The sequence below is a fragment of the Ktedonobacteraceae bacterium genome, assembly GCA_035653615.1.
Classification (GTDB): Bacteria; Chloroflexota; Ktedonobacteria; order Ktedonobacterales; family Ktedonobacteraceae; genus DASRBN01.
The window spans coordinates 141,076-167,762 of the sequence record DASRBN010000019.1 but is presented as its reverse complement, the minus strand read 5'-3'; the positions used below and the strand labels follow the sequence as shown (position 1 = coordinate 167,762).

The window sequence follows — 26,687 nt, the reverse complement described above, 5'->3', positions numbered from 1 at the left end:
TTAGTGGGAAATCTCTCTATACTTAGGAAGTAGGCGGCAAGTCGTGAGCGAACAAGAACACCAGGATACACATGTAGATGACCAGGAGACGTATCCTCTGGTGGCGTTGAAAAATATGGTTGTTTTCCCCCGCACTCGTATGACGCTGTCAGTGGCGCGCGAAAAATCGGTATGCGCCGTTGAAGAGGCGATGATGCGCCCGGACCACCTGCTGATCGCCGCGGCACAGCGCAATCCCGATATCGATGATCCCCAACCCAAAGATATTTATCCCATGGGCACGTTGGTCGAGCTGACCGGCGTGCATCGCCAGCCGGACGGCAGCGTGCAGATACTCTTAAGCGGCATGCGCCGCGTCATCATTGATGAGTTTTTCGATCTGGAGCCTTTTTTTCAGGTCAGCATCAAAGTGCAGCAGGAGCCACACGTGCGCGGCCCGCAGGCCGATGCCCTGGTACGTTCCGCCACCAGCCTTTTTGAGCGCTACGCGCAGCTCAACCGCCGCTTCTCCGTCGAAGATATCAACTCTATTGTAGCCCTCAAGACCCCTGCCCGCCTCTCAGACATGCTCGCCGCGCACCTTGTCTCCGATCCTCTACAGAAGCAAGACCTGCTGGAAACCCTCGACCCCCTGGAACGGCTCGAGAAGATCTGTGTGATTATGGGCAATGAAATCGAGATTCTTGAGCTCGAATCGACCATCCGCAGCCGCGTGCGTTCGCAGGTGGATCGCACGCAGAAAGAATTTTACCTGCGCGAGCAGCTGCGGGCCATCCAGGAAGAGTTAGGCATCGAGACATCCAGCGAGGCGCATGACCTGCGCGCAAGGCTGCACGAAAAGAACCTGCCGCCCGATGTCGCGGTCAAGGTGCGCAAAGAGATTGATCGTCTCGAAAATACGCCCCCTCAGTCGGCAGAGATTGCCGTACTGCGCTCCTATATCGACTGGATACTGGCCCTGCCATGGACGGAGCGCACCGAGGACAGCTTCAGTATCGAGGCGACGCGCCGTATCCTGGACGAGGATCATTACGGGCTGGAGGGCATCAAAGAGCGCATCATCGATTTCCTGGCGGTACGCCAGCTGCGCCTGAAGCGCGCCAGCGCGGGCGGCCTCGCCAACAGCGAGAGCCAGGGCCAGATACTTTGTTTCATCGGCCCGCCGGGAGTCGGCAAAACATCCCTGGGACGCTCGATAGCGCGCGCGCTCGGTCGTAAATTCGCGCGTATCTCGCTGGGCGGCGTCCATGATGAAGCCGAAATACGCGGGCATCGCCGCACCTATGTCGGCGCTCTGCCGGGTCGCATCATTCAATCTATGAAGACGGTCGGTGTGCGCAATCCGGTTTTCCTGCTCGATGAGATAGACAAGCTCTCTTCTGAATACAAGGGAGACCCGGCGGCGGCTCTGCTGGAAGTTCTCGATCCTGAGCAGAACAGCATGTTTACCGATCATTACCTGGAAGTGCCTTTCGATCTTTCCGAGGTCTTCTTCATCTGCACCGGCAACGTGAAATACCAGATTCCCCGTCCGCTGGCCGACCGCATGGATATCATCGACCTGCCCGGCTACATGCTGGAGGAGAAAGTCAATATCGGCCAGCGCCACCTCTTGCCCAAGGTGCTGGCGGAACATGGTCTTGCTCCCGACCAGTTGAAGATTCCGCAGTCCGTGATGCAGCAAATCGTAACCGGATACACGCGCGAGGCAGGCGTGCGCAACCTCGAGCGGCAACTGGCAACCATCTGCCGCAAAACCGCGCGCCGCATCATCGAGAAACCCGACACACATGTACGCCTGACCGCCCACAGCCTGGAGCAATATCTGGGCATGCCGCGCTACAGCGATAGTCCGGTCAACTCCAATACGCAGGTAGGCGTGGCGATGGGCCTGGCCGTCACAGAATTGGGCGGCATCCTGTTGCCCGTGGAGGTGGCCACCATGGTTGGCAAAGGCGATCTGATTATCACCGGCCAGCTGGGGGACGTGATGCGCGAATCCGCCGTGGCCGCGCTTTCCTACATCCGCTCCCGCGCCGATGAACTGCAGATCGATCCAAATTTCCAGGACACGACCGACCTGCACATTCACATGCCGGAGAATGCTCTGCCCAAGGATGGCCCATCCGCCGGTATCACCATCGCCACGGCGCTCATCTCGGCCATGACCGGGCGTCCTATACGCGGCGGCATCGCCATGACCGGTGAAATTACGCTACGCGGGCGCGTGCTGGGTATCGGTGGTCTGAAAGAAAAAGTGCTGGCAGCCCACTCCGCCAATATCTACCACATCTTGATCCCGGGAGAAAATAAGAAAGACCTGGCCGATATTCCGGCCAAAGTGCGCCAGCGCATCAACTTCACGCTGGTCGATTCGATGGACCAGGTGATCGAAGCCGCCCTACTCGATGCCCCGCCCGGCATCGAGAATCACAGGCAGCATGAAGAGAAACTGGCGCCAGGCGCCATACCTCTTTACCTGGAAGATCGCAAGCCGACTCCGCGCGAACAACCGGTGCCGCGGCCCGCCACTCCCGACGAAGAGAACGACGAGGCAGACGACCACAAACGCGAGCCGTTTCTGCCGCCCCCTAACCACCACGACTCGTACCCTCAGATACAGGCGCACGATAAAAAGCAGGACAGGCAGAGATTTTCTTGAACACGAATCATCTTTCTCTCCATTATCCTGATGGAAGTGCCGCATAGCGGAAGGCTTGCTGGCGAGACAATAGAGCCACACCCCTGAATGGGCGTTAAAATTGCCTCCCGTGCTAAGCTATGTTATACTTTCCATCGGAAAAAAAGCGGAAAGGAAATCACAAATGTCACAAAATTCAGATACATCGAGCATGCAGAATCCCTTTATCATCGGCGAGCGCCTCTACCTGCGCCCCCTGGAACCGGCGCAGGATAACCACCTGTACTCGACCTGGATGAACGATGAAGAGATCAGGCAATATTTCTCCATTTATCCCACCAGCGATACACGCGGCAAAGAGCGCCTGGAACAACTCTACAAGGATGGCAAGCACATCATCTTCGGTGTCGCCCTCAAAAGCGATAACCGCCTGATAGGGCTGGTGGGCCTGAAAGATATCAATTATATCAACCAGACCGCTGAATTTTATGTGATTATCGGCGACCGCGGCATCCAGGGGAAAGGGTATGGAACCGAGGCCACACGGCTGATGTTCCGCTATGGCTTTATGGAACTGAATCTCAACCGCATCCAGACACAGGATATGGAGGGCAATATCGGCGGCTGGCGCGCCGACGAGAAGGCGGGCATGAAGTACGAGGGGACGCTGCGCCAGGCCATCCTGCGTTTCGGCAAATATCACGATGTGCGGGTCTACAGCATCCTGCGCAGCGAATACTTAGAGAGCATTGAATCTTAAATGACCACCAGCATTACAGAAATTACTGACCGCGAAGAATGGGACGATTTTTTAATTCGCCAGCCCCGCGGCCACCTGCTGCAATCGTTTGAATGGGGCGAGCTCAATCGCTACCTGGGTGGTCGCGTCTACCGCCTGGGAGCATTAGAAAACTGGCGCATGGTGGGCGCGATGCAATTAACCGTCTCGCCGGTTCCCATTCCCACGCCTGGCTTGCGCTTCAACTGGCTCTATTGCTCGCGCGGCCCCACCGTCGAAAGCCCGGATTCGCCCGCGTTGAAGGCGCTGATCGAATTCACGCAACAGATCGCGCGTAAAGAACGCGCCGTCGTGCTGCGCCTGGAACCCAACATCGCCGACGACGACCCCAATATGGAAACGTGGATCGCCGCCTATCGCGCACTGGGCTTTGTGACCACCCCATACGCGATACATGGCAGGCGCAGCTGGGTGCTGGATATTCGACCATCCGCCGAAGAACTGCTGGCCAATTTCAAAATGACCTGGCGGCAGAATGTGCGCAGCGCCGAGCGCAAGGGCGTGATTATCCGCGAAGCAACAAGCGACGCCGATTTCGATGCCTACTATGACCTGCTCAAAATGACCAGCGAGCGCGACGCTTTCTTTATTCACAGCAAAGACTATCACAAGGAAATTTATCGCCAGTTCGCATCCAAAGGCGATGTCGTCCTTTACCTGGCCGAACACGAGGGCGAGGCCATCGCCGCCAAGATGCTGATTCGCTTCGGTGACTGGTGCTGGGACATGTTTGGCGCTTCATCCAACAATAAGCGCAACCTCAAACCCACCTACCTGTTGCAGTATCGCTGCATCCAGTGGGCGAAAGAGAAAGGTTGCAGCTACTTCGATTTCCGCACCATCCCTGAAGTGCTGGAGCCGGGCGAAGAGATGTGGGGCGTCTACGAATACAAGAAGGGATTCGGTGGCTTCTCCCGCCTGAACATGCCCACGCAGGATTACGTCTACCGCCCGCTCATTTACAATGCCTGGCGCAAACTGGTTGAGGTGAGACGCGCCCGCCGCCATAAAGAACGCCAGAAAGTAGAGCTGGAGCGCGCTGCCAGAGGGAAGGGTCAGGGAACGTAGGGGCCGATTGATCGCGCCCGCCGCCGATGTTGAACTTTCACGATCAAAACCGGTCATCCCAGTGGTTCAGGCCGTGTCATGCTGAGCGCAGCGAAGAATCTCAGCGCGACGAGCCCAGATTCTTCCCCATTCGCTCCGCTCAGGGCTTGCGGCTTCTGCGCTCAGCATGACACGGCTGGGGTGCTTAGCGATTTTGATGGTAAAAATTCATCATCGGCCCCGTACAGCCCCACAAATATCATAAAATATGCACGTTGAGAGGAACTTTATGGAAGCACGAATCATCACCGATTGCCGGCAATGGAACGATTTCGTCGCGGCATCGGCCTGTTGTAATATCACCCAATCCTATGAATGGGGCGAACTGGCTCCCCACCTGGGGGCAGAGGCGCTGCGTGTTGGCGTCGTAGACGAAGATGGACAGATGTGTGCCGCCATGCTCATCCTGATTACGAAGGCTCCCATCCTGCGCCGCACCTATTTCTATTCACCGCGCGGACCCGTCATCGACGACCCCGATTCACCGGCCATGACTGTGCTGCTCAATTTTGTAAAGGCCGAGGCGCGGCGGCGCGGCGCGTTTATGCTCAAGATCGAACCCAGCGTTCTCGACGGCGATAAGCGCTGGCTCTCAGCGCTGAAGAAACGCGGCTTCCGTACCAATCCCTACGCGGTACACATTCGCAACGAATGGGTGCTGGACATCCGACCAGCTGAAAAGGATATCCTGGCGGGGATGAAGGAAAAATGGCGCTATAACGTGCGACTGGCCGGGCGCAAGGGCGTGACCGTGCGGCGCGGCCAGGGCAAGGACGACCTCGACACCTTCTATGCTCTGTACCAGACGACCAGCGAGCGCGACGCTTTCTTCATTCACAACAAAGACCACTATGAAGACGTGATGCGACTGTATAGCGAGGGCGACCGCGCCGCGCTCTTCCTGGCCGAATACGAGGGGAAGGCGATTGCCGGTACCATCGTGCTGCGCCTGGGACGCTGGAGCTGGTACATGTATGGCGCGTCCGCCAACGAGTATCGCAACCTGATGCCCAACCACCTGTTGCAATGGACCGGCATGCAGTGGGCCAAAGCGCATGGTTGCTGGTACTACAATTTCCGCGGCATCCCCGAAGTGCTGGAGGAAGGCCAGGAACTCTACGGCGTCTATGTCTTCAAGCGCGGCTTCGGCGGCTACGCCATGCGCTCGCTTGAAACGCACGACCTGGTTTACCAGCCCTTGATTTATGGCATTTATATGCGTATGCTGGAGGTGAAGCGCAGAAGGGATGCGAAACGGACACCCGCAAGACGCGATTTATCGTGAAAGGGAACCAGCATTATGGACAATTTTCGCTCTTATGACCCGCGAGAGCCACAGCAGCAGCAGGCTCAATGGCAGGCGCCGCCATCACAGCAATCGCAGCAAGAATGGCAGGCGCCGCTCTATTCCGCGCCCCCGCAATATGGTCAATACCCAGGACAGGTACCGCTGATGGCTATGGAGCCGCAGAAAAGCTGGCTTACCACTGTGCTGCTATGCCAATTTTTAGGCCACCTCGGCATACATCGCTTCTACACCGGGCGTATTGTTAGTGGCATCTTTCAACTGCTCACCCTGGGCGGCTTCGGCATCTGGACCTTGATCGATCTGATCATGATCGTCAGCGGCGATTTCAAAGATCAGTATAACCGCCCGCTCTATCATCCACCGGTGATGGGAGGAACCAGAAACTGGACCACTACGGCCTTTTTATGCCTGTTTCTTGGATGGCTTGGCATCCATCGCTTCTACACAGGACACGTCATCAGCGGCATCTTCCAGCTGCTCACCTTCGGCGGCTTCGGCATCTGGACGCTTATTGACCTGATCCTGATCTACACGGATAGCTTCAAAGATGATATGGGCCTGCCTCTAACCAGGATGCAGCGCGTAGGGGCAAATGTCTATATGTACCCTGGCCAGGTTAAGGGGTGAAAGAGAATTCACGCTCTCTTTCTCCGGCTCATAGATTGTATCCAGAATACCAGCCCCACTCCTAGCACGCTGACGGCCAGCGAGAGCAACGCGAGGGGCAGCGCGGCATCCACACCTGTCCCGCTCAATTGCACGTACAGGTAGACGGGCAGGGTGTAGGGATGATAGGCCAGCACAACCGTGGCCCCGAATTCGCCCAGCGCGCGCAGCCAGCCCAGGAGCAATCCCGCGATGATGCCGTTCCGCGCCACAGGCAAATTCACGCGCCAGAAGATCTCCCAGGAGCCTTTGCCTAATGTCGCCGCCACCTGCTCGAGGGCCGGGTCTACCGCCTCGAACGCCGAACGGGCCGCGATGATGACGAATGGCGAGGCAACAAAGATTTGCGCCAGCACAATACCCGCGAACGATGTATCAAGCTCCAATCCTGCGTTCGCAAATGGCCCGCCGATAGGTCCATAGGGGCCGTAAAGCAGCAGCAGCATGATACCGCTCACAACAGGGGGAAATACGAGCGGCAGGTAGACCAGCATCGTCAGTAAAGCCCTGCCTGGAAACGGCCTACGCGCCAGGATGTAGGCGAGCGGTACGCCAGACAGCGTAGTGATGCCTATCGCCAGGCTCGCGGAAAGCAGCGAGGTGATCAGCGATGAAATCGCCTGCGGGTCCGCAAGCTGCCCCGGCACATAAGACCAGGGCAGCGTGAATAAGAAGTAGACCAGCGGGCTGACCAGGTAGAGCAACAACAGCGCTCCCAGCAGCGCCAGAGAACCGGAGCCTGCGCCGCGTTTTCTCAGTAGATACTGCATGGCGACCTCACGAGTGCAATATCGATTGTAGCTGGCCGGGCACAGCTGATGCGTCGCCGGAGACGGTGGGCGTTACCAGCGTCAGGCCATCTCCCGTCAGAATCGACTCGCCTTGCTGCGAAAAGAGGAAGTTCACGAAGGCAATCGCGCCTGCCATGTTTTTGCTCGTATTGGGAATGGTGATGGTATACACAGTAGCAGAGCCTTTCGTCACGGTGCCGGTTTTCGGGTCGGTATAGCTGGCCTGGGCATAGTAACTGTTCTGGCCGGGATCGCCCAGATTGATCTGGTCCGGCAGCGTGATATAGGGAATGTTCGCTTCTTTGGCCTCGTTGAGGTAGAAGAAACCCGCGTCGAGCTGGCCTGAACCCAGGCGCGCCACCAGTTCCTCTTCGGGGAAGATCTGGCCGGTATTTTCGGCGGAACCCAGAATCTTCTGCACTAAGGTAGGCTGGTTGTAATACTTCTCGGCCAGTTCCATCACAATAATAGTGCGCACGCCCTTCGGATCGAGAGCGGGATCGGTTCGCCCCAGGCGAAAGCCGGGTTCTTCCAGCACCTGGTACCACGGCTTGCTGCCATTTGCTGCCGCCTGCAAGTCGCTTGCAAATTTGCTGCTGGGGTTATAGCCGATCACAATCGAAGTGCGCGCAAAAGGAGCATACCAGGAGACATAATTTCCATTCGTGGCCCCCATCAAACTTTTATCGACAGTGGCAGACGCGCTAATGAAGATATCCGGCGCGCGCAGTTTGCCCTTGATCTCGTTGGCCAGCGCTGTCGAGCCTTTGCCCTCGCCCTGGTAGGGATAGCCCGTGGCCTGCGTGAAGGCCGGGCCAACCTTTTTCTCCATCAGGTTGACCAGCGAACCGGCATAGAGTACGGATACCTTGCTTTTAGACGCTCCCGTAGGAGTTGCCGAACCGCTGCCGCTGGAACTGCCGCAGGCCGTTAAGAGTAGAGTAAGGAGAAATAAAAGCCCGCACAACCCGACCGCCAATCTGAAGGGATGTCTGGGTGTAAAAGCACGTTGTCCTGGAAACATAGAGGCCTCCTTGTAGTATTCGGAAGGATATGGGATACAAACGGGCCAATAACTGAGAACTCAATCTATGAGTATTCAATCATTGTTTATATTGTAAGGAAGGAATATGGCGCTGTCAAGGATATTGATGGCATACCCGTTGCTTCTCGCTCGCTCTTTTGTTACAATGTGTCCACTAAATATGAGATAATAGAGTGTATTCATGGGTATGGTCAGAGGAAAGGTACGGAAGCAACCGGTGTCAAAAGTATATGCAATCGCTAACCAGAAGGGAGGAGTGGGAAAAACTACTACCGCTATCAATCTCGCCACCTATTTAGCGGCCGCGGGCCGCCGTGTCTTGCTGGTAGATATGGACCCACAGGCCAATACAACCAGCGGTATCGGCGTGTCCAAGAACCTGCGCCCGCAAACAATCTATGACTTGCTGGTGCAGGAGGACGACGAGCTTACCATCTTCGATGTCCTGGTGCCCACTCAACGGCGCGAGCTGGTTGTCGCGCCCTGCACGGTAGACCTGGCCGCGGCGGAGCTTGAACTGGTGGGAGCCCTGGCGCGCGAGAGCCGCCTGCGGCAAATATTGGAACCTATCCGCGACCGCTGCGATTACATTCTGATCGATTGCCCGCCATCGCTCGGCCTGCTGACCGTGAACGCGCTGGTTGCCGCCGATGGCCTGATTATTCCTATTCAATGCGAATACCTGGCGCTGGAAGGCCTGACCCAACTGCTCAATACCATCCAGATCGTCAAGTCCAAACTCAACCCTGACCTCTTCATCGCGGGCGTGGTACTGACCATGTTTGACCCGCGCACGCGGCTGGCCGGGGAGATTGTACGCGAGGTGCGGAATCACTTCCCCAAGGAGGCGTTCCAGACGATTATCAGCCGCAACGTTCGTTTGAGCGAAGCGCCAAGTTTTGGGCAGTCTATTCTTGATTATGATCCCTCCTCTCCAGGAGCGGTCGCCTATCGTACATTGGCGGAGGAGGTAATAGCTCGTGGCTAAGCAGAAATTCGGCCTGGGACGGGGACTGGATGCCTTGATTTCGGGCGCTTCAGAGGTCATGGCGGCTCAGCAGCCCTCGCGCGTGAATGAACAGAATATCTTGCTGGTTCCCATCGATAGTGTTATGCCCAATCCACGCCAGCCGCGTAAGGTCTTTCGCGAGGATGATCCCAGGCTGCTCGAATTGAGCGCCTCGATTAAAGAACATGGACTGCTGCAGCCCCTGGTCGTGACGCGCCTGGATGGAAATGCGACTTCCAATACCGCGCCCGGAAATGCGGCGGAGCAAGCGGATAGCTGGTTCGGGGCCGCGCCGGTGGATAATCGCGCGCCTGCTCAAAAAGATAAAGCCGGCGTTGTGCAGTATCAGATCATTGCCGGTGAGAGGCGCTGGCGCGCTGCCCGGCTGGCAGGCCTGACAAAGATACCGGTCGTGGTCAAAGAGGTCACACCGCTGGAAATGCTCGAACTGGCCCTGATCGAGAATATCCAACGAGCCGACCTGAATCCGATTGAGGAAGCGCTGGCCTATTCTGCCTTGATTGCCGAATTTGGTCTGACGCAGGAAATGGTTGCGCGGCAGGTCGGCAAGGATCGCTCAACCATCACCAACGCGCTGCGCCTGCTGCAACTGGCGCCGAAAGTGCGGGAAGCGCTGGTCAACCAGCTCGAAAATTTCACGGAGGGACACGCGCGCGCGCTGATCGGCATTACACGCGAGGAAGACCAGGTTGCGGCCATGCAGAAAATCATCGCGCTGAAACTGAATGTACGGCAGGCCGAAGAACTGGCGGCCCGCATCAAGGCGGTGGAACGCGACGACGCAGCGCGGGAGGATATCGTCGTGCGTACTTCAAGACGCGCGCCTGATATAGAAGCATTGGAAGCAGAGTTTCGCAATGCGTTGATGGTCAAGGTCGATCTGAAGCGCAACACGAAGGGCAGGGGGACACTAGTCCTACACTTCAATAACGAGGAAGAGCTTGAGCGTTTATATAGCCAACTGGTGAAACACGAAGACTAAGTCATCTAGATAAAAGGATAACATATGGCAACGCTTGAGAACCCCTACGAAAAGGTACGCACCAAGATGGTGGCCGCCCGGCTGGAGTTCATGAAACAGCTGGCAAGATTCAGTAAAGATGAACTACCGAAGCAGCCGGCTCCAGATGAGTGGTCGCCCATCCAGCTGGCTCATCACCTCTATATCGCCGATGGCCTGGTACTGGAGCAGATGCAGCTCGTACAGACCGAGGATAATCCCATGATCGTAGCGACAGAAGACGAAACGCCGCGCCTGACACGTGCTTCGGAGCCTCCCGCCTCTCTGGATGCCGTGCTGGCGGGCATGGCAGCTCGGCGCGAGGAGATTTTCGAGTATCTTGCCGCTTTGCCCGCGGACGCGTGGGAGCGCCCATTCCGCCATCCCAAGTGGGGCGAGCGCAAGTTTTATCAACTGGTGAATGTCCTGCCGCTCCACGACCAGATGCACGCGCAACAACTGGCCGACATCAAAGGGGGAGCATAAAAAACAGAACGAATAAGACAAACGCGCGTGCGCGTTTGTCTTATTCGTTCTGTTTTTTATGCTCCCAATTCTCTCCTCAATTCTTCCAGGTAGGCATACATGAAAGCTGTGCGCTGCCGTGCCATGGCGCGGCCTGTCTCCGTTGACATGCTATCGGCGAGCTTGAGCAACTTGGTGAAAAAGTGGTCGAGCATGTAAAGCCGGTCGTCGGGCTGGCGCTGTTCCGCGAAGGGATCGTCCCACTGATAGGAGCGCGTTTGAGGAGTACGCCGCATGGTCGCGGTAATCGCCCAGCGCAGGATGCCGATGGCTCCCAGGGCATCCAGCCGGTCGGCATCGCGCACCACGCGCGCCTCTACTGTACGCGGCTCGATACCCTGGCTGTAACTGTGTGCCATGATTGCGTGCAGGATGGCGTCTTTCTGTTCGGATGTTATAGGATAGGCTGAGAGCAATTCAGAGGCCAGTGCTTCTGAAAGTTCAGCGTGATGGCGTGTTGTATCGCGCGCAAGGCGGCCAATATCGTGCAATAGCGCAGCTGTACCGGCAATGAAACGGTCCGCGTGTTCCTGTTCCGCGATGTGTGTGGCAAGTTGATACACCCTGCTTACATGTTCCCAGTTATGAGCGGGATCGTCAAACCCGGCAAAACGTCGCTGCACCTCGCTGTAAATTTCTGCTTCAATCTCTGCTTCTTTCATGAGTGTCTCCATAGGTACTAAATTGTCATCTCCTTTCGCCCGCCTGTGCCATGACTCCATTACCAGATAATACGATTACAGGCTGCGCTAGCCGGCAAAATCTTCCCTTTTTCTCATCATCCTTGAAAAATCACCCAGGTGGGTGATGTCTTATAGCGCCCGCTTGCTCATACTAGACAATAGAAATCATAGCACAAGATGCTATTAAAAGCACAACGTTACCAGTTCTGCCTTTCACTACGCTGGAAGGCCTGATGGGAGTCTTTCATGCAACATACTCAAAATGCTGATAGATCGTCTGCAACCGTGGCAACGAAGACGCCGCTCGCGAATACCGCGGTTATAGACACACATATTGAGACGCCAACACGCCCGGAAGTGGGTACGCTTCAGATAAATGAACGCCGCGACCGTTCAAAAGCGGAGTTGCGCACAGGTTTGATCAGCGTACTGGTGGTTGATGATCACGCCTTGATGCGCGAGGGGCTGCGTTCACTGCTGGCATTGGAACAGGACATGAAGATAGCAGGTGAGGCAGTCGATGGGTACGACGCGCTGCGAAAGATACGCAAGCTGCGCCCCGACGTGGTATTGATGGATATCAGCATGCCCGTTGTAGATGGCCTGGCCGTGACGCGGCAGATCACGCAGGAAATTCCCTCACTGGCCGTGATTATTCTGACCATGCATCGCCAGCAGCAGCAAATGTTGCAGGCGATGAAAAACGGCGCGCGCGGGTACTTGCTCAAGAGCGTCTCATCACAAGAACTCGCGGAAGCCATCCGCAAGGTACACTCGGGCAGCATATGTATCGAGCCGGAACTGGCGGGCGCTATTGTCCACGATTATCGCCGTCTATCCAACGCGCTGCCGGGCAGTTCATCGATCACGGCACTTACAGAGAAAGAGCTTGAAATCATCCGCTACGTGGCGGCAGGTATGAGCAACAGGGAGATCGCGGACCGGCTGGCCTATTCAGAGAAGACGGTGAAAAACTACCTCTCGGTTATCTTCCAGAAATTAGGCATACGCGATCGCACGCAAGCAGCCATTTTTGCGCTGCGACAGGGATTGATTCCTGAAGAAGAATAGCACCCGTGCATCCCGTCATTCTGAGCGCAGCGAAGAATCTGCATCCGTACATCCCGTCATTCTGCACTTCGCTCAGAATCTGCATCCGTGCATCCCGTCATTCTGAGCGCAACGAAGAATGACAGGGCCGATTGTCCTGCGTTTATATTCTCAATACTGTACTAATTTACTGATCTGTTGGAGCGACCAGGCTGCATTCTGGCAGGCATTCGCGCAATCCGTATCGCCCATGCGCTGGCATTCTTCGCTGCAGTGCTGCGTTACCTGGGCGCAGGCCGATGTGACATAGCCATAGAGGGGATTGTTATCCTGTAAGAAGTGGGCGGTTACCTGGCACAGCCGGGCGCAATCGCGCAGCATCGAAGTATGCCCGGATTGTCCATGTTCGCCACTGGCATGCCGCTCATCTTCCACCATCTGCATGCACATATCGTGGCAGGTCTGCAAGTCCTGCACGCACTGTTGAAATTCTACCCGCGCCATTATATTTCCCGTATTTTGTTGCATGATTCTGTATCCTTTCATCTTGTTGTTAGCATATTTATACTTGACCTTATGCCGCTACTCTGCCCGGAGCGCCTCGGAACCGGCGCCCGGTAGGATGGGCGTCGTCTCTATAGCCGCTCCTATTTTCGTGTCCGTTGTCTGCGAGGGATAGGTTTTACCTTCGAGCAGGTGTTGGATCGGCAGGTAAAGCGGCTGCGGCAATGCATCCCATGTGAACCAGCCAATCTCAGTCTCTTCATAAGGAGCTTGCAACTTCGGCTCGCCCGCGGCTATGTGGGCATCCATCCAGATTGTGATGTAATGCTTTTTTTCGGCCTCAAAGACGTCATTGGTGATGGTTCTGAATTTGAGATCGCTCAGGGTGACGCCCAATTCTTCCTGCACTTCGCGCATGGCCGTCTGTTCGGGCGTTTCCCCAAATTCCATATGGCCGCCGGGGGCTTTCCAGGCGCCTTTCATAGGGTCCTTGCTGCGCCTCTCCAGCAGTACGCGATCACCGTTGCTGATCAGGACCGAGACACCGACCATTGGCCTCGCTTGCTCATTTTGCTGCTCTGGCATTGCTGTTTCCTCCTCACTTGATCTCAATCGACTGTCATATTCCTACTACGCTATATCACGTTTTGAGAGGGGGAAACGACGCATGATGCCAGGGTATGGGCAGGCCGGCTAGTCCTGCCCTTTGTTCTCCCCGTGAGAGAGTTCGATGGTGATATAGGTGACAGTGTCCCAGGCATTGTGGATGCCGATGAACAGGAGCAGAACCGTCGCCCCACCGACGACGAACATTGCGGATACTGGATTGTATGGGAGTACAATCGCCGCGATAATGAACGCTGTATAGGCGATAAACGGGCCTATGAGGTGCCCCAACCAATCTTCCAGTACCGGTTTATAGTCTGTCTGCCGCAGCGTCCGCCGTAAAACAATCAGCACGTATGCCACTCCCCATAGACCCAGAAGGCCGAGCAAAAGGCTGGCATTCCAGAGCGCCGGCCATGGCGCGCTGAGAACAGCGGTAATGAAGAGCGCGGCACAAAAATGCAACACATTCGGCGTCCCAAACGCTGCGATTGCTCCATCTGACCTCCGCATGCGCGTTCCCGCGATCAATGTAATCACCACGAACATCAATCCCGTGAGCGCCGCGGCAGCGGAGCCAATGATGACGTAAAAGTTTTGCCAGGAATCCAGCGGGGCTATCAAAGCCTCTTGCACGATATATTCCTCCTTCAGAGCGAATCTCTACATTTTTCCCTATTCTATCATGCATTCTTCAATAGCCCTACCTCATCTCAGTTGCTGCTACCCCTCCATCCGCGCAATCCGGTGAGCAAGCACCAGAGACGATCAGCTCGCAAGTAACGGCGGAACATCCATCACATCGCCACATTTTGACGATGTGATGGGTCAAATGAACAGGTGCCGCGACGAGGAATATTGTGATGAGCGGAAACAGCAGATCAGCTATTGTCTGTCCGGTCGGTAGTACAGTCCAACAACACCCGAAGGAAATGCCTTTGTCTCTACAAGCTTCAGCCCGACCCTATCCTGAATGTTCTTAAACAAGGGTTTGCCGCCGCCCAGGACAACGGGATGAACCAGAACCTGGTATTCATCGATCAGGCCGTGATTGGTAAGGGCCTGCACAATGCTGGCGCTGCCGTAGATCACGATATTCTTGCCAGGTGCCTCTTTCAGTTGCGCGACCTCTTGCGGGTTTATTTCCCTAAACAGGGTCGAATTGTTCCACTCCGCCTTTTCCAGCGAGCGCGAAAACACAACTTTGCGCATGGCGTTCAATTTGCGGGCGTATATCTTCTCACCCTCAGAGGCCGAAGGATTATCAGGCACATACGGCCACGCCCCGGCAAAACTTTGATACGTCACGCGTCCCAGGAGCAGCGTGTCCGCCGAGCTTATCAGGTCGTCCTCATATTTTCCCATCTCTTCTTCAACCCTCACCCAATCCATTTCGCCGTTTGGCCCTGCTATAAAGCCATCAAGCGTGACCCACGTTGTCGTGATGATTTTTCGCATACATCCTCTTTTCATTTCGTTGATCCTGAAAGTCAGAACCCGGCCTACACTATCGGCTCGTAGTAAAGAAGAACGTTTCCTGACTGGAATTGCTGTGTCTTGAGCAGCTTCAGCTTCAATCCCTCATGCAGGCCCTTGAATAAGGATTTGCCACTACCCAGGACGACGGGATTCACCATAATACGCAGTTCATCGAGCAAGCCCATTTCTAGCAGGCTCACCGCGAGGTCGGAACTACCGAAGACAGCGATGTCTTTGCCGGGTTGCTGCTTCAATTCCGAAATTTCCTCGGCGACATGCTCTTTCACCAGGCGCGTATTCTGCCAGTCGGCCTTCTCAAGCGTCCTGGAAACCACAATTTTGGGGATCGTATTCATCTTTTCGGCAACGATTGGATCGTCCTCTCTCGCGAAATCGGTGGGCCAGAAACTTGCCATGAGTTCATACGTCGCGCGGCCAAACACCAGCATACCGATATCGTTAAGCTGGTTGATAGCGAAATCGTTGAACTCCTCATCCACATTATGCCAATCGATTGAGTGATCCGGCCCCTCATAGAAACCATCAAGCGTGACCATCATGAATAAAAAGACTTTTCTCATCGTGCTCTCCAATCTTCGGGAACAATTTTCTTTTCTTTGCGAACGATATGATGCTATTCTTTTTGCCCTGCTATTGAACGGTAAAGATAGTATATCCTAGAGGGCAACTGGCAAACGAGGAGATATACAGAGTGCTGAGATAAAAGTACAAGAGCTATGTACGAAACGGTATACCCACTGTAATATCAAGAAAATCAAGTGCAAGGGGGGGAGATCTATGAACGCAGAGCAGCATGAAAGGGAGCGAGCGGCTGCCTGGTAGGCCATTACCAGGCAGCCATTACCACCGGAGTACTGGGCGTGCTGATGGCTATCTGGTTCGCTGCACAGACACCGAGGGCTGGACGACTGCTTCCCCTCGCTCCCCAACCCCCTCCAACTGAGAACCGAGTCCTACCAACAATGTACCGAATTTGCCGACAACTGACCTTACAAAAGGAGACTTCTGCCCGGCATTAGCCTGCAGGCGGATCTGCTCGAAATCGTGACGAATCTGGCTGTGACGCTCCTCGATTGACTTCTCATAGAGGTATGGGTTGAATGACATTGCTCTTTCTCCTCTCTGATACTCGTTTGTTTTTCTCCACTGATTTAAGTATACTCTGATAAGAGGATAGAATCGGTCCTGATAAGCACGTATTTGCGAGCAAAGGGAAAAAGTGATGTACCATCCCACAACGCGTGTCCTGACCGTACTTGAACTGCTGCAGGCACACCGGCAGATGAGCGGGCCAAAGCTCGCTGAACGCCTCGAGGTCGATGTACGCAGCGTGCGCCGCTATATTATGATGCTACAAGACCTCGGCATCCCCATTGAGGCGGAACGCGGGCGCTACGGCAATTATCGCCTGATGCGCGGCTATAAAATGCCCCCCTTGATGTTCAGCGAGGACGAGGCGCTGGCGCTCACGCTAGGACTGCTGGCGGCGAAACGATTGGGCCTGGTTATGGCGGCCCCGGCGGTCGAAGGCGCGCTTGCCAAAATCGATCGCGTGCTGCCCGAGGCTTTGCGTGAGCGGGTGCAAGCCGTGCAGGAAACGCTTATACTCGAAAACGTTGCGCGCTACCGCTCATCGCCGGAAAGCGCAGTGGTACTCACTTTTAGTACGGCTACGCGGCAGCAGAGGCGCGTCTGGATGCGCTACCACTCTGGCCAGGACCAGGAGACCGAGCGCGCCGTCGATTCCTATGGCCTGATCTTCCACTCCGGCATCTGGTACACGGTCGGCTATTGCCACCTGCGGCAAGACCTGCGCGTATTTCGCCTGGACCGGGTGCTCAAGGCAGAACTGCTCGAAGAGAGCTTTACGCGCCCGCCTGATTTCGACAGCCTTGCCCATCTCAGGCGCTCCATGGCCAGTATGCCAGGAACCTGGAGGGTAGAGGTTTTGCTCGAGATGCCGTGGGAGGAGGCTGAACGCGAAGTATCACCAACAATGGCGATGCTGGAACAAGAACCGGATGGCGTGGTCATGAGCTGCTATACGCAAGACCTGGATTGGATGGCCTATTACCTGGTTACACTGCGCTGCCGCTTTAACGTGCGCGAGCCACCCGAACTTCGTGCCGCGCTGCGCAACCTGGCAGCGGAAATTGCGCAACTGGCGGATCGCGACGAGGGCAACTGAAAGCTCTTACTTGACCACCCGGAACCACAGATCGGTTCTTGCCGGCGACTCGAATATCCTGGTTCTCTCCAGCTTCACCTGTTCATCGACGGGCGGCTCGAAAAAGCGCAGACCCTCACCAAAGAGGACGGGCGGCGAATATCGCCATGACGGTCAGCCATGAAGCCATCCAGGGATAGGGTTGCGCCGGTGATTACGTTTGACATAGGGCCTCTATGATGACTTTTTAGCTTTTCTATCGAGCACCCACTGCACCGACGGGCTTATTTCCTTGTCCGTGCGGTGAACGCAGCCTATCCAACAACAAGGCCTGCGCATGCCCTCTTTGAGTTCCGAGCGCACCCGTTCAACGTGCTGCCTTCTGGTTTCTGGTTTTTTCACAGAGATCGTCCAGCATATCCATTCATTGCGCGCAAGAGGCGTCAGATCCTCCCATAGTGCTAGCGCCTCCGCGTCAGAAGCGAGGGCCTGCTGTAAGTCCTCTGGCAATTCGTGAACCACACCACCGGAGATGTCATTGTTGTTCATACTCATATGTTTATCCTACTACAAAATGGCCCTCTCTCGCAAGAATTGAAGACTTCGCGGGCATTTACCACATATATTTCTAATTCTAAAAAGGCCTGCGCTACCCGGAAATAGCTATAGGGAGTATTCTTCATCCCCACGAGCGAGAGGCTCGGAGTCTACCTCTCGCCCATTCAACGAGCGCCTGCTGCTGTCGCCAGCGACAGATGTCGTTATAGACGAGGATGACGCGGGGCGAGGTGGCAACCAGCGTCACTAGCCGGTGGAGAATCGAGGATGAGTTGGAGATGCTGCAACATGTCTGCTCTTTGATGACAGCATCATGAACAACCCTGCTCAATTGGATTTTTTCTCACATCCATAGGGTAGCAGATGGGTATTAAATAAGCATTATGTGAAGTTTAAAAAGTGCTTATATCCGCGGCTCATCGCACTTAGATTCTTCGCTGCGCTCAGAATGACAGGACCTGGCTACTTTTTTTCTTCGCATGGTGCAGATTCTTCGCTGCGCTCAGAATGACAGGACCTGGACTCTTTTTCTTAGCATATTAGTACTGATTTATCCGGTTTATGCATTGACATGTGGGAACATATTTCTTACAATCTATAGCAAAGCTCATACATTTAGCGAGCAGGCAATCCTCACAGTTACCTGTGCCCATTGTCTTTTTCCAGCATACCAATTGCGACGTTCAACAGTAGCGCGTTTTCTATAAGATAGTGCCATATTTACAAGCAGAACACGAAAAAGGGGTGTCAATGATCGAACGTGATGTGCGGAAAGATGCCAATATTCAATACCAGCTCGGACTCACCTATAGCACTTCTCTCGATGGGGATCGACAGGCTAATCTGAAAAAGGCCATTGCCTGCTTCCGGCAAGCGTTAGAAGTTTTTACACGCGAGGCATTTCCCCAGGAATGGGCGGCTATACAGCTAGGGCTGGGGAATGCACATCGTAAGCTGCTCAACACGGAACGGCAGGCGAACCTGTCGCAGGCCATTGATTGCTATGAGGCGGCTCTGCAGGTCTTCACGCGCGAGGCGTTTCCCAGGCAATGGGCGGAGACGCAGCATAACCTCGGCAATGCGTATGCCTCGCTGCATGGCGCGGAACAGCAGGCGACGCTCAGGTATGCTATTGCTTGTTTTCAGGCCGCGCTCGAGGTCTATAGCTACGAAAGGTTTCCGGTGGAGTGGGCCAGGACGCAGCATAACCTCGGCAACGCCTATTATAATTTGCTGGGCGAGGACGAGCAGCAGAATCTCGAAAAGGCTATTGCCTGCTTCGACGCGGCTTTGAGGGTGTATAACCGCGAGAATTTCCCCATCGATTGGGCCAGGACGCAGCACAATCTGGGCAATGCCTACAGCATCGTCTCTCATGAGAGGCTGCAAGAAAACCTGCTCAAAGCTATTGCCAGCTACGAGGCGGCATTGAAGGTGTTCACGCGCGATACGTTGCCCATCGATTGGGCGGTGACGCAGTACAATCGCGGCAACGCTTACCGCGACCTGCTGGCGGGAGACCGCGAGGCGAACCTGCGCAATGCGGCGCTCTGCTACCAGGCCGCGCTGTACATTTTCCGCTCGCAATACATGGAGCCGCAGATCCAGCGCGTGATGAACGACCTCAACAAGGTGCAGAACGTGTTACGGAGTTTAGGATAGAGGGTGTTCGCGAAATAAAGCGGCACGCGCATTGCTCGCGTGCCGCTTTATTTCGCGAACACGTGGATCGCTTCCGGGCCAATTTCCAGCAAAAGCATTTCGCCGGGCATTACTTCGACCTCGCGCCATTGAGTCCTGCTCAGGTAGATTTTCAAGATGGCGCTTTCTGCGATGTCCTGGGCTGATGGCCGGGGCATGCATTGCGGTCGCACAAGCAGGCGCATCGAGGGTCCCTGTACCTGCGCTTCCAGCAGTTCCGCAGGCCATTGTGCGGAGCCGCGCTCTGTCCAGGCAGGCGGCATAGTGGAACCGGGCCAGCGTTGCACCTGAACTTCGTCGTTGAGAATGCAGCCGGTGATTGGGGATGTGGATGTTGGCAATGAAGCTATAGTGGAGGGGAGTGGGAGCCAGGGGGCCGGGGCGATTGAAATGGGATCGGCAAGTTTTGCGGGGGTGGTAGAGGTGCGCAAAGGGGCCGAAGGATTGAAACGCGCTTTGCTGTGCTGCACCGAGGCGATAGAAGCAGGGGCCGATAAATCGGCGCTGGGCGCGATCAATCGGCCCCTACGTGGCTGCACCTCGGGGGCCGATAAATCGGCGCTGGGCGCGATCAATCGGCCCCTACGCGGCTGCGCTGTGGGGGCCGATGAATCGGCGGGCGATGGGTTCAGGAGGAGCGCTTTGGCGGGGGCGTGGGGTTGATCGGGTGGTGGTGCGGCGAGATGGGCGCTGAAGAGGTTGTCCTGGCCGGCGAGACGGGCTACGGTGGATGTGGCGGGTGAGAGAAAGATCTGCTGGACGCTGCCTACCTGGGCGACCTGACCCCGTTGCAGCACTACTACCTGGTCGGCGAGTTGCTGTACTTCGGTGTGGTCGTGGGTGACAAGCACGATGGGTATGGCGAAATGGCGCTGGAATTGTCTCAAGGTGTCGCGAAGGCGCTCGCGTACCGATACGTCGAGGGCGTTGAATGGCTCATCGAGTAATAGCAGGCGGGGTTCGGCCATCAGTGCGCGCGCCAGGGCGATTCGCTGCTGCTGGCCGCCGGAGAGGGTGGCCGGGTAGCGGCGCTCCAATCCCTCTAATTCGAGGGCCGCGAGCAGTTCGTCCAGCCGCGCTTTGTGGGCCGCATCTATCCGGCGGCTGCCGGGCCAGTAGGAGCGGCGGGGCAGCGCGAAGAGGATATTTTCGACGACGTTGAGATGCGGGAAGAGGGCGTAATGCTGCGGCACATACCCTATACGGCGCTCCTGGGGCGGCAGGTCAATGCCCGAAGCGCTGTCGAAAAGCACCTCTCCATCGATGGAGATAGAGCCGCGTTCGGGATGCAGCAGGCCGGCCAGAGCGCGCAAGGTCAGGCTTTTGCCGGCTCCTGAGAAGCCGAAAAGCACGGTGAGATTCAGCGGCACCTGAAAATCGACGGACAGGTGAAAATTGCCCAGGCGATGCTGGAGATTGACTGTTAGCATGTATAAGCCTCTAGGGCGACCGCGAGGGTACATCCCTACCCTGCACGAGCATATCGCGTGCAGGGTAGGGATGTACCCTCGCGGTCGCCCTGGTTCCTATTCTTCCTCAACGACCTCTGATCCTGGTGTCTGGTAGAGTTGCTCCAGGGTTTGCTCGCGCGCGCGTTCAATCCTGGTGAAGCGCTTGCTGAACTGGCCGGTTGCGTAGTTGACGTATTCTTCCATGCTCAACCCGAAAGGCAGTTCAGTGGTATCCTCGTAGCCCTCGTAGAGTTCCGTCACCACACCAAGCGCGGGAACCAGCAGCATGTTCATTTGCTGTTCTACGAATGGCCAGAGCGATTTGTCCTGGGCGACGAGGCGAGAGATGAGAAACACGCCATAGGCCAGGTGCCGCGATTCGTCGCGCTTGATCAAACCCACGCCCTGTTTGAGTCCGGGCATGATGTTGTTGCGATCCAGCATGTTGAAGTACGCGTGATAGCCGGTCTCCGCCAGCACTCCCTCGACAATCATATTATAGGTGATTGAGGCACGCAATTGCGCTGCCGGTGAGGTGTCGGTGAGCAGGGCGTGCATGGCCTGCGGGAGTTCTTCATAGAAGATGCGGCGGTAACTGGGCGTGTGAAACTGGTGCAGATCTCCATGTTCCTGCGCTACCTCGTCCAGGAAACGGCGGAAGAATTCGGTGTGCTTGGCCTCTTCCCACAAAAATGTGGTGAGAAACATTTCCTCTTCCAGGCGTCCCTCTTGCGCTACCACCATTAGCAATGGCAGCAAATCGAGGGTCACGCTCTCCTCACCGGCTTGAAAGAGCGAAGCGAGCTGTAGCAGCGTTTGCTTCTCTTCGTCGGTGCAGCGCTGCCAATCAAGGATGTCTTGCGTAAAATCGATACTGCGCGGGTCCCATATACCTAACTTTTTGGCCTTGTGATACAGGCGCATGGGGAGGATGTCATGGCGCAGGCCGCGTTCGCTGGTTGTCGCGAATGCCTCGTGAACCGTGTAAAACATGAATGTGGCTACCTTCTTTCGGCGTAAGCGTAAAGAGCATGGCGATCACAACAGTACGTGATCATTGTACCCGAAAGAAAGGTAGAGTGCCAGTTCGTCAAAAGCTCTTTGCCCGCAATTCTTGCAGCGAGGCGAGGCGTTCGCGGGCAATAGCGCTATCCGGATTCACTTTGGCAAGATTTTTATAGACGCGGCTGGCCTGCTCGTATTCGCCCACGGATTGGTAGGTTTGCCCAAGCATGTCGTAGGCCTCGTAGTTGTGACGATCAAGCGCGATCAACTGCTGCAGGGCGGCGACGGCTTCCTTCACCTGCTGCGTCTCAAAGTAGTGGCGGGCGATGATTTCCTGGTATTCGGCGGCCTCTTTTGGGCGTCCGATCTGCCAGGCATAGGCAACCACTTCGCGCAGCAGGCCCATGTCGTCGGGCTTCAGTTCAACGGCGCGCCGCAGGTTCATAAAGGCCTCTTCGGTGTTGCCCATCTCGGAATTGATGTTGCCGATACGCTGGAGTGTTTCACCGGCCTCGTCAAACTGGTCATTGCGCAGGTAGATATCGGCCAGCAAGCGCAGTTCAGCGATGCCTTCGTCAAGCAGGCCACGGTTAATATAGATGTCGGCAAGTTCGGCGTGCGCGCGCGGATCCTGCGGGGCGAGCTGCGCCATCTCCTTCAGGACGGTGAGCGCGTTATCCACCTGGCGCTTGCTGCGATACTGGCGGGCCAGCTCAGCATATTCTTGTAGGGCTGCGTTGAGGTCGCTCTGGCGCGCGGAAATCTCGGCCAGCGTCGAGGCAACTTCATCCTGGTAAGAGGTTTTTTGCTTCACGCGGCGCAGGATGGCTTCCATTTTCTCCTGCTTGCCGGCGCGCCCATAGGCTTTCGCCAGCGCCAGGGAGATTTCGACTTCCGGCGCCTGATGTTCTTCACCCTCTTCGCGGGGACGAGCTGCCCACGCGGCAGGATCGATGGAACCTTTCGCCCCGGTGCGCACGACTTGCAGCGCCTGTTCGAGTTGCTGGATAGCAGCTTCGAGCTTGCCCTGTGCGAGCAGGCACCGCGCCGAACTGACACGCGCCATCACTTCAAACGAGCTATCGCGCATCGCCAGCTGATAGGCATCGATTGCCCGGTCGAAATTGCCGGACTGCTGGTGAACCTGTCCAAGCGCGAAACGCACATCGGCATTATTGGGATAAATTTCTGCCGCCGCGTTATACTCGCGCACTACCATATCGTAGTTTTTCAGGCCCTCGCCGCGCAATTGCCAGCGAATGCGGCTCAACACTTCCAGCGTGGTGGCACGCGGCGTGCCAATGCCGGTAATCATGGCGATATGCCAGCGCACCAGGGCGGTGATGTTGCGCGGGTCTACCTGCAAGACGCGCTGGTATTCCGCGACTGCCTGCTGGGAACGCCCCAACTTCTGCAGGGCCAGCGCGTAGTTCAGGCGCGTGGGCACGTTGGTCGGGTTTTCCTGCAAGGCCTGCTCAAGTTCGGTCAGCGCGCGGTCCATATAACCCAGGCGCAAGTAGGACTCCGCGGCCAGCGTGCGCTCGCGCAGTAAATCTTCCCTGTTGCCCTGCGATGCCAGCAGGCTGATCAGGCGCATGCGGTACGTCAGGTTATCCGGCTCCAGTTGCAGGATGCGGCGGTAGGTGGCGATGGCATCATCGATACGCCCGCTGACGATGTAGGTATCAATCAGAATGGCATACTTCGTAATCGCCTGTTCGATCTTGCCCTGGCGCACGTAGATTTCGCACAGGACCTGGTGAATATCCAGGTATTGCGGGGCCATATCGATGACGCGCAGGCACTCTTCGGCGGCAGGAATGAGCAGGCCATGATCGATGTAGCGCTGGATATCCTGCATGGACTGCACCACCTGCAGGCGAGTCTTCTCTGGCAGGTTGGCGGTGCTGGCCAGGACGGAATCGGCAACCTGCTCATCTTTCCCGGCGGTTCCCGCTATCTGGCTCAACAGGTCTTCCGCGGTACTCTTCGAACTTTTCGCGCCTGGAACTTGCAGTACCGGGCTGGCCTGTTCGATTACCGGCTCAAGCTTCGGAGTGGCCGGTATCCCCGGCACCTCTGGCGCCGCGGGCACTTCTGGAGGAGCTGCCGGTGACATGGGCTTATCCACAACAGGAGCACTCGCCGCGGATGCACTGGCAGCAGCAGGCTCCGGTTGTGAGGCCGCGGGCTGCATGACCTGGGTTGGTTGGGCAGCGGGCGCAGGTGGAGACGCCGCCGGTGAAGATTCCAGGGGAGGAGGCGCTACAAAGACATCCTGCGCCGCGGGTACTGCTGGAGCCTGGTCCTGCGGCAAGGCGCGTGTCGTGTTAGCGGGCTTTCCACCATCTGTCAACCACGAGGTCGAGGCCTCTGCCGCCGGCTCTTCCGCCCGTTTCGTCACTTCAGCAGCTGCGGGTTGCGCAGGCGCATTCGCGGGCAGGACCTGCTGAATGGTTGGCTGCTCAATGACGGGAGGTTGTGCCTGGGGCGGCGCAGGAGCAGGTGGCGCAGGCTGTTTATTAGCAGGCGTCGTCTTATCCGCGTCGTTCAGGATTCCGGTCAACCAGTCCGGCAGTTCTCCGAGCGTACCGGCTGCCGCGGGCGGTATGGAAACGGTGGGAGGCACGCCATTGGCCTGATTAGGGGCCGGAGGCGCTGGGGGCATCGGCGGCATACCGTTCGCGTTAAATGCCATCGTCGCGGCATCGGTCACATTTTGATTTGGCGCTTGAGGCACGAACGGCTGTTGCATTGTTGGCATCTGCTCTGCGGGCATCATAGGCGCTCTGCTGCCATGAGGCGGTGTTTCCGGCTGCATCGGCTGCGCCGGCGATTGCATATTGGAGACCGCCTGCGGGAAAGGCGTGGAAGTTTGCGGCCTCGCCTGAGCAGGGGGTGAAGCGGGCATGTTCTGCAACTGCTTCAGCATGAACTCGACCTGGACAACTTTCTCGTTCCACCCGCGGCTGCGCAAGAAACCCAGCAGCGCGTTATAGACCGTAAAGGCCTGTTCCATCTCGCCTAGCTGCCGGTGGGCCTCTGCTGCCTCCTGGCAAAGCTGCACCAGTTGCTCGGATTCTTCTTCGGTCAAGACATCCAGGTTGACTCTATCAACGGCCTCGTCGAAGTGCATGGTAGCGGTGCGTAAATCGCCGCGCGCGCGGTAGCACTGTCCTAACGCGTAATAGCAGGACAGGGCATAGTCAGGATCGTTCAGCAGGGTCTGGAACTGGCGGATGGCGTCATCCCAGCGCCTCTGTTCCTGATAGAGCCAGCCCAGGAAATAGCGCGCGTCGGGCCGGTCGAAGCCGCTCTCAAGAATCTGTTCGCAGAGGTCGATAGCATCGTTAAAACGCCCCTGGGTCTGAAAAGTCTGAGCCTGCTGGAGCACGCCCGTGACCTGGCTTGCTGTGATTCGTTTACGAGGGCCAGGACCCATTCCGGCGCCGGCCGTCATAGCCGGACCAGGATTAGCTCCCCCATTAAAATTACCCGCGCTGCCCATATTACCCATGATGCCAGTATTACCTCCGCTTATATTGCTCATTGTAACGATTTCAGTCGCAGAATTGCCTGCCGCCGCTAGCGGGCCAGAAGCTCTACTCTGCGGCTCCGCTGTAGACGGTAAGGCCGCATCGGCTCCCTGTGCGAGAGAACCTGAGGTTTGCTTTTGCCCTCTTATGCGAGCGAGAAGCTGTTGCGCCTGCGTATTGGTTGCGTCCAGGCGCAGTATTTCTTCACATTGAGCCTTTGCTGCCGCGCTCTCATTACGTGCCAGGTAGCCCTGCGCGGCAGCCAGGCGCTCCTGAATCATCATACTTAGATCTTTTTTTCCACTATAATAGGTGGCGAGGCGCTCATGCGGCTCTGGATTGCCGGGAGATAACTGAACGGCCCTCTGCCAGGCAGCTTCCGCGCGCGCTCCCTGCCCCGCCTGCGAATATAACTCTGCCAGGTGGAGATACGCTTTATAGGCATCGCCACGCCGGTTAAGAATAACGTAGAGTTCGGCGGTCTTGCTCAAGGCAATCACATTGCTGGGGTCGCGCTTGAGAATGTGTTCGTACTCATTCAGGGCCTGCTGCCACTGCTTGGTCTGCATGTAACAGAACCCCAATCCACTTCGTGCCGCCGCGTCGTCTGGGAACTCCCCTAGCGCTCGCTGGTATTCTGCCGCCGCCTCAGGCCACTGGCTATCCCAACGATAGCGATCCGCCGCATTCATTGCTGTACTGAAAACTTGTCTGTTCCCAGGCATGAAAGGTTCACTTTCTGGTCTATGAGTCGCCTATGGCATCCGGTGGGATGTCATGCCGTCTTTGCTGTATAGTGCAGCTTTGGAGACGCGATAGAAGCCCTCGCGGGCCACGCCATCTTTACCATGCCTCGCACTGCATACGCTAGAAGGTCCAGTGCATTTGCCCTTGACATGTTCGGGTTTGGCCACTATACTCTCCCCATGGAGAAGCGGCAGGCACTGGACCTTTTCCCAACTTCCCGCTGAGGATTGAAACTAACTAAGTCTAGGTTACTACAAATTTGGGTT

General features: G+C 56.5%; 26 protein-coding genes. 11 read left to right on the top strand and 15 right to left on the bottom strand.

Going from position 1 to position 26,687, the window contains the following annotated elements:
- Positions 1-43: 43 nt before the first annotated feature.
- From lon to VFA09_10515, 5 genes are all read left to right on the top strand, one after another.
- Entirely contained in the window at positions 44-2,662 is a 2,619-nt protein-coding gene (gene lon, locus VFA09_10535; protein ID HZU67703.1) for an endopeptidase La, read from the top strand.
- Between the two features lie 163 nt (positions 2,663-2,825).
- Positions 2,826-3,401, top strand: coding sequence for a GNAT family protein (locus tag VFA09_10530; GenBank protein ID HZU67702.1), 576 nt, complete (start codon positions 2,826-2,828; stop codon positions 3,399-3,401).
- Positions 3,402-4,508, top strand: coding sequence for a peptidoglycan bridge formation glycyltransferase FemA/FemB family protein (locus VFA09_10525; GenBank protein HZU67701.1), 1,107 nt, complete (start codon positions 3,402-3,404; stop codon positions 4,506-4,508).
- A gap of 268 nt (positions 4,509-4,776) precedes the next feature.
- The gene (locus tag VFA09_10520; protein ID HZU67700.1) at positions 4,777-5,832 is read left to right on the top strand and encodes a peptidoglycan bridge formation glycyltransferase FemA/FemB family protein; all 1,056 of its coding nucleotides are present in this window, start codon (positions 4,777-4,779) and stop codon (positions 5,830-5,832) included.
- A 15-nt stretch (positions 5,833-5,847) separates the two neighbouring features.
- Positions 5,848-6,483, top strand: coding sequence for a TM2 domain-containing protein (locus VFA09_10515; protein ID HZU67699.1), 636 nt, complete (start codon positions 5,848-5,850; stop codon positions 6,481-6,483).
- An 8-nt stretch (positions 6,484-6,491) separates the two neighbouring features.
- Here VFA09_10515 and VFA09_10510 read toward each other — a convergent pair whose 3' ends face one another.
- The gene (locus VFA09_10510) at positions 6,492-7,292 is read right to left on the bottom strand and encodes an ABC transporter permease subunit (protein HZU67698.1); all 801 of its coding nucleotides are present in this window, start codon (positions 7,290-7,292) and stop codon (positions 6,492-6,494) included.
- Between the two features lie 7 nt (positions 7,293-7,299).
- On the bottom strand, positions 7,300-8,337 hold the full coding sequence (locus VFA09_10505; protein HZU67697.1) for an extracellular solute-binding protein: 1,038 nt from the start codon (positions 8,335-8,337) through the stop codon (positions 7,300-7,302).
- Between the two features lie 238 nt (positions 8,338-8,575).
- Here VFA09_10505 and VFA09_10500 point away from each other — a divergent pair, with 238 nt between their 5' ends.
- Genes VFA09_10500 through VFA09_10490 form a run of 3 tightly spaced genes read left to right on the top strand, consistent with a single transcriptional unit; the run spans position 8,576 to position 10,874 of the window.
- Positions 8,576-9,346, top strand: a complete 771-nt coding sequence (locus VFA09_10500) for a ParA family protein (protein ID HZU67696.1) — start codon at positions 8,576-8,578, stop codon at positions 9,344-9,346.
- Positions 9,339-10,370, top strand: coding sequence for a ParB/RepB/Spo0J family partition protein (locus tag VFA09_10495; GenBank protein HZU67695.1), 1,032 nt, complete (start codon positions 9,339-9,341; stop codon positions 10,368-10,370). The genes VFA09_10500 and VFA09_10495 overlap by 8 nt, the downstream gene beginning before the upstream one ends.
- Before the next feature lie 24 nt (positions 10,371-10,394).
- Positions 10,395-10,874, top strand: a complete 480-nt coding sequence (locus VFA09_10490; protein ID HZU67694.1) for a DinB family protein — start codon at positions 10,395-10,397, stop codon at positions 10,872-10,874.
- A gap of 56 nt (positions 10,875-10,930) precedes the next feature.
- Here the strand turns inward: VFA09_10490 and VFA09_10485 are convergent, their stop codons facing one another.
- Positions 10,931-11,575: an HD domain-containing protein gene (locus tag VFA09_10485; protein HZU67693.1), complete on the bottom strand. Its 645-nt coding sequence runs from the start codon at positions 11,573-11,575 to the stop codon at positions 10,931-10,933.
- 267 nt (positions 11,576-11,842) lie between these two features.
- On the opposite strand from VFA09_10485, the gene VFA09_10480 reads away from it, so the two are divergent.
- A complete protein-coding gene (locus VFA09_10480) occupies positions 11,843-12,667 on the top strand; it encodes a response regulator transcription factor (GenBank protein ID HZU67692.1) in 825 nt (274 codons plus the stop codon).
- Positions 12,668-12,817: 150 nt separating this feature from the next.
- Here VFA09_10480 and VFA09_10475 read toward each other — a convergent pair whose 3' ends face one another.
- The 6 genes from VFA09_10475 to VFA09_10450 all read right to left on the bottom strand — a co-directional run bounded on the left by VFA09_10475 (position 12,818) and on the right by VFA09_10450 (position 16,363).
- Complete coding sequence (locus VFA09_10475) at positions 12,818-13,174, bottom strand: hypothetical protein (protein ID HZU67691.1); 357 nt, start codon at positions 13,172-13,174, stop codon at positions 12,818-12,820.
- 54 nt (positions 13,175-13,228) lie between these two features.
- Positions 13,229-13,735, bottom strand: coding sequence for an NUDIX domain-containing protein (locus VFA09_10470; GenBank protein HZU67690.1), 507 nt, complete (start codon positions 13,733-13,735; stop codon positions 13,229-13,231).
- A 108-nt stretch (positions 13,736-13,843) separates the two neighbouring features.
- The gene (locus VFA09_10465) at positions 13,844-14,392 is read right to left on the bottom strand and encodes a hypothetical protein (protein HZU67689.1); all 549 of its coding nucleotides are present in this window, start codon (positions 14,390-14,392) and stop codon (positions 13,844-13,846) included.
- A gap of 249 nt (positions 14,393-14,641) precedes the next feature.
- On the bottom strand, positions 14,642-15,214 hold the full coding sequence (locus tag VFA09_10460) for a dihydrofolate reductase family protein (protein ID HZU67688.1): 573 nt from the start codon (positions 15,212-15,214) through the stop codon (positions 14,642-14,644).
- A 44-nt stretch (positions 15,215-15,258) separates the two neighbouring features.
- The gene (locus VFA09_10455; protein HZU67687.1) at positions 15,259-15,816 is read right to left on the bottom strand and encodes a dihydrofolate reductase family protein; all 558 of its coding nucleotides are present in this window, start codon (positions 15,814-15,816) and stop codon (positions 15,259-15,261) included.
- A 310-nt stretch (positions 15,817-16,126) separates the two neighbouring features.
- The gene (locus VFA09_10450; protein HZU67686.1) at positions 16,127-16,363 is read right to left on the bottom strand and encodes a hypothetical protein; all 237 of its coding nucleotides are present in this window, start codon (positions 16,361-16,363) and stop codon (positions 16,127-16,129) included.
- A gap of 115 nt (positions 16,364-16,478) precedes the next feature.
- Here VFA09_10450 and VFA09_10445 point away from each other — a divergent pair, with 115 nt between their 5' ends.
- Positions 16,479-17,444: a YafY family protein gene (locus tag VFA09_10445; protein HZU67685.1), complete on the top strand. Its 966-nt coding sequence runs from the start codon at positions 16,479-16,481 to the stop codon at positions 17,442-17,444.
- 74 nt (positions 17,445-17,518) lie between these two features.
- Here the strand turns inward: VFA09_10445 and VFA09_10440 are convergent, their stop codons facing one another.
- The 3 genes from VFA09_10440 to VFA09_10430 all read right to left on the bottom strand — a co-directional run bounded on the left by VFA09_10440 (position 17,519) and on the right by VFA09_10430 (position 18,312).
- On the bottom strand, positions 17,519-17,650 hold the full coding sequence (locus VFA09_10440) for a hypothetical protein (GenBank protein ID HZU67684.1): 132 nt from the start codon (positions 17,648-17,650) through the stop codon (positions 17,519-17,521).
- A gap of 7 nt (positions 17,651-17,657) precedes the next feature.
- Complete coding sequence (locus tag VFA09_10435) at positions 17,658-17,978, bottom strand: YdeI/OmpD-associated family protein (GenBank protein HZU67683.1); 321 nt, start codon at positions 17,976-17,978, stop codon at positions 17,658-17,660.
- A gap of 124 nt (positions 17,979-18,102) precedes the next feature.
- The gene (locus VFA09_10430) at positions 18,103-18,312 is read right to left on the bottom strand and encodes a hypothetical protein (GenBank protein HZU67682.1); all 210 of its coding nucleotides are present in this window, start codon (positions 18,310-18,312) and stop codon (positions 18,103-18,105) included.
- A 419-nt stretch (positions 18,313-18,731) separates the two neighbouring features.
- Between VFA09_10430 and VFA09_10425 the strand changes: the two genes are divergently transcribed.
- Positions 18,732-19,643 carry a hypothetical protein gene (locus tag VFA09_10425; protein HZU67681.1) on the top strand — a complete coding sequence of 304 codons (912 nt, stop codon included), beginning with the start codon at positions 18,732-18,734 and terminating at the stop codon, positions 19,641-19,643.
- Positions 19,644-19,690: 47 nt separating this feature from the next.
- Here the strand turns inward: VFA09_10425 and VFA09_10420 are convergent, their stop codons facing one another.
- The 3 genes from VFA09_10420 to VFA09_10410 all read right to left on the bottom strand — a co-directional run bounded on the left by VFA09_10420 (position 19,691) and on the right by VFA09_10410 (position 26,399).
- The gene (locus VFA09_10420) at positions 19,691-21,112 is read right to left on the bottom strand and encodes an ATP-binding cassette domain-containing protein (protein HZU67680.1); all 1,422 of its coding nucleotides are present in this window, start codon (positions 21,110-21,112) and stop codon (positions 19,691-19,693) included.
- Between the two features lie 96 nt (positions 21,113-21,208).
- The gene (locus tag VFA09_10415; protein HZU67679.1) at positions 21,209-22,126 is read right to left on the bottom strand and encodes a R2-like ligand-binding oxidase; all 918 of its coding nucleotides are present in this window, start codon (positions 22,124-22,126) and stop codon (positions 21,209-21,211) included.
- Between the two features lie 97 nt (positions 22,127-22,223).
- A complete protein-coding gene (locus tag VFA09_10410; GenBank protein ID HZU67678.1) occupies positions 22,224-26,399 on the bottom strand; it encodes a tetratricopeptide repeat protein in 4,176 nt (1,391 codons plus the stop codon).
- Positions 26,400-26,687: the final 288 nt, after the last annotated feature.